Annotated in this window: 4 protein-coding genes (1 of these 4 running past the window's edge); all 4 read right to left on the bottom strand. The window is 69.8% G+C overall.

Going from position 1 to position 2,704, the window contains the following annotated elements; all coding sequences use genetic code 11:
* A partial coding sequence (locus tag FrCorBMG51_RS22735; RefSeq protein ID WP_047225045.1) for a 2-oxoglutarate and iron-dependent oxygenase domain-containing protein occupies window positions 1–819 on the bottom strand: 819 nt, incomplete at its 3' end.
* Window positions 820–987: 168 nt separating this feature from the next.
* Window positions 988–1,827: a DUF427 domain-containing protein gene (locus FrCorBMG51_RS22730; protein WP_052914959.1), complete on the bottom strand. Its 840-nt coding sequence runs from the start codon at window positions 1,825–1,827 to the stop codon at window positions 988–990.
* Window positions 1,769–2,596, bottom strand: coding sequence for an ATP-binding cassette domain-containing protein (locus FrCorBMG51_RS22725; RefSeq protein WP_047225044.1), 828 nt, complete (start codon window positions 2,594–2,596; stop codon window positions 1,769–1,771). Before FrCorBMG51_RS22725 ends, FrCorBMG51_RS22730 begins: the two co-directional genes overlap by 59 nt.
* Before the next feature lie 3 nt (window positions 2,597–2,599).
* A protein-coding gene (locus FrCorBMG51_RS22720; RefSeq protein WP_047225043.1) for a hypothetical protein crosses the window boundary here: on the bottom strand, window positions 2,600–2,704 show its end. Its footprint extends 192 nt past the window's final position; only the last 105 of its 297 coding nucleotides appear in the window; its start codon lies off the right edge, out of view; the stop codon is at window positions 2,600–2,602.

Genomic DNA, 2,704 nt, shown 5'->3' with positions numbered 1-2,704 from the left:
ACTGATCACGAGACACTCCCTCACCGTGCCGCCCGCCACGACCCGGTGGCGGACGGGACGTAGCCGGCCGTTGGTCCAGCGGGTGAGGATCGTCCCCGAGAACAGCTGTAGCGCTCCGGGCACGACAGGCACCGGGATCCAGCTTCCGTCGGGTAGCTGCGCCTGCAGCCCGGCGTAGTCGCCGCTCTGGTGCAGGATCGTCACGGCCGAGGTGTCCGTGTGTTCCAGCAGCAGGAGCTTGTCCTCGTCGGAGGCGGTGTCCGGGTAGGTCCAGGTCGGGTAGTCGTTGACGACGAAGCTGGTGTAGGGGGGCTCGTCGTGCGGGAAGCTGCCGGCGGGCAGGCCGAGGATGCGCTCGTACAGGCCCAGCGCGCGGCGGGCCAGGCCGATGGCCGCGTCGGTGTAGGCGAAGGCGACCTCGCGCAGGTCGGGGTCCTGCGGCGGCCAGACGTTGGCGTCCTCGTGGAGCCCGAGCCAGCGCCGGCCGACTCCGGCCGCGGTGGCATCGGCCGGGTTGTCGAACTGGGCGATCGAGTACCGCTCGAGCTCCAGGCGGCCGAAGTCGTCGGGCCACTGGCGCCAGCCGCGGTAGGGATGCCCGGTGGGGCTGGCGAGCGAGGCCTTTTCGGCATGGGGCAGCCGCAGGATGCGCCCGATCCGCCGCTCGAAGTCCTCGATCAGTTCCAGCGGGACGCCGTGGTTGACCACCTGGATTAGTCCGATGCTCTCGGCCGCGTCGCGGATCCGCATCAGCAGGTCGGCGGGGGCGTCCTCGGCGAGGGCCGCCTGAAAGTCGATGACGGGAATCGTGTCGCTCATGGCGGATGTCCCTCCGGGGATGTCTCGGGGATTGCGGTGCCGGGATGTCGAGATCGGGAGCGAATTGTCAGGACAAGGCGCGAACGGACCGTGGGATGAATATCAATAGATATGGACAGATGCGAACAAATACGGACAGATATGTGAAGTACGGGGCCGATACGCCGGTCAGGACCAGGGCGTGCTGGGGCGCGGCTGGCGGACACCGTCCACGGTCAGGTCGACCCGCTCGTTCAAGAACGCGACAAGAGCAGCGATCTTCGGGATCTCTGGAATGGATTCGGCGTAGCTCCACGCGATGTCGTCGATCCGCGTACCGTCCGGTCCCTCGTAGGACCAGTACCGCGCTTCGCCCTTGTACGGGCAGCGGGTGCGGGTCGGTGCCGGTGTCAGCCGGTCCCATCGCACGTCGAGCTTGGGCAGGTAGTAACGGATCGGCAGCCCGGTCTCGAAGAGCAGGGTCGGATGGTGGGTGTCGGCCAACAGCTCGCCGCCGACGCGGACCTCGATGTGCCGCGACGAGGGCAGCGCGTCGACACGCTTGTAGGGGTCGCGGGGGTGGACGAAGACCTCCTCGTCCTCCTCGTACCAGGCGTCGGCCCTGTCCCAGTAGAAGGCGACGTGGTCGGCGAGCTCGGCCACGTCGGGGATCGGATCCGGGTAGGCCCAGACCGCGTTCTCGGCGCTGCGATCACCGACGGTGATGGTGAAGTAGGACGCGTCGCCCTTGCGCGGGCAGCGCGTGTGGTGGTCAGTGGGGGTGAGCAGGTCGAATCGGACGTCCGCGCGCGGGAAGTAGTACACCGGCAGGTGCCCGGTCTCGAAGACGTACAGCGTCCGGGTGCTGTCCGCGATCACCTGCCCGTTGAAGAGCACCCGGATCCGCCGGCCGTTCGGCTCGGTCCGCACGGGGCGCAGGTCGCGCGGCCGCGGCGAGAAAGGATCCCGCTCACCTGTCTCGGTCGCGATGGAGCCGGTTGATGTTCCGGTCGATGTCGTGCCGCTCATGTCCGGACTCCCTTTCCGTTTGTCGATGTCGTTGTGCTGGTGCCGGTGCCGGGCTCGCCGACGTCTCCGCGGCGACAGGGCGTCCGGAGGTCACGCTCTCTCCTGCCGTGGCTGGCAGTACCCGCGTAACCCGCGTACCTGACCCGGCGAGCGGTGTCGACGCAGCCCTGGGCAGATCAGACGGCTCGAGGTGGCAACGGACCGTGTGCGCAGGCGCTCCGACCGGCCCGGACAGCAGCCGGACGGGAGGAGCCACCCGGTCACACAGGCCGTCCAGCCGGTGGGGGCAGGTCCAGGCGAACCGGCAGCCGGCCCGCCCNNNCCGGCAGCCGGCCCGCCCCACCGAATCCGGACGGCCAGACACCTGGCCCGGCACACCGTCCCCGGCCAGGCTGTCGGTGTACGGATGGTGCGGGCCGGACAGCACGGCGGAGGTGGGACCGACCTCGGCAATCTGCCCCTGGTACAGGACGGCCAACCGGTCCGCCAGGTAGCCCACGACGGCCAGGTCGTGGGAGATGAACAGGTAGGAGACCCCGCCGGTGTCCCGCGCGGCCGCCAGCAGCTCCAGCACAGCGGCCTGAACGCTCACGTCCAGCGCTGACACCGGTTCGTCGCAGACGACCAGTTCGGGTTCGCCGGCGAAGGCCCGGCCGATGGCCACCCGCTGTTTCTGCCCGCCGGACAGCCGGGCGGTCCGCAGCGGCAGGAGGCGAGGGCCGAGCTGGACCCGGCCGGCAAGGTCGGTGACCGTGCCCGAGCCGCGCATTCGTCAGTGGCCGGACCGCCACCCCGAGCGTGTAGGACTGTCTCCAGTCACCGGTGACGAACCCGCCCAGCCAGTGCAGGTACCGGCTGGGCAGCGGCTGGTCCAGCC

This window comes from Protofrankia coriariae (assembly GCF_001017755.1).
Taxonomy (GTDB): Bacteria; Actinomycetota; Actinomycetes; order Frankiales; family Frankiaceae; genus Protofrankia; species Protofrankia coriariae.
The sequence above is the reverse complement of the archived record's forward strand: the minus strand, read 5'-3'. Positions and strand labels throughout refer to the sequence as shown.

Excerpts from the sequence above, each read along its gene's own strand:
- FrCorBMG51_RS22730 (WP_052914959.1), bottom strand. The coding sequence starts at position 1,827 with ATGAGCGGCACGACATCGACCGGAACATCAACCGGCTCCATCGCGACC.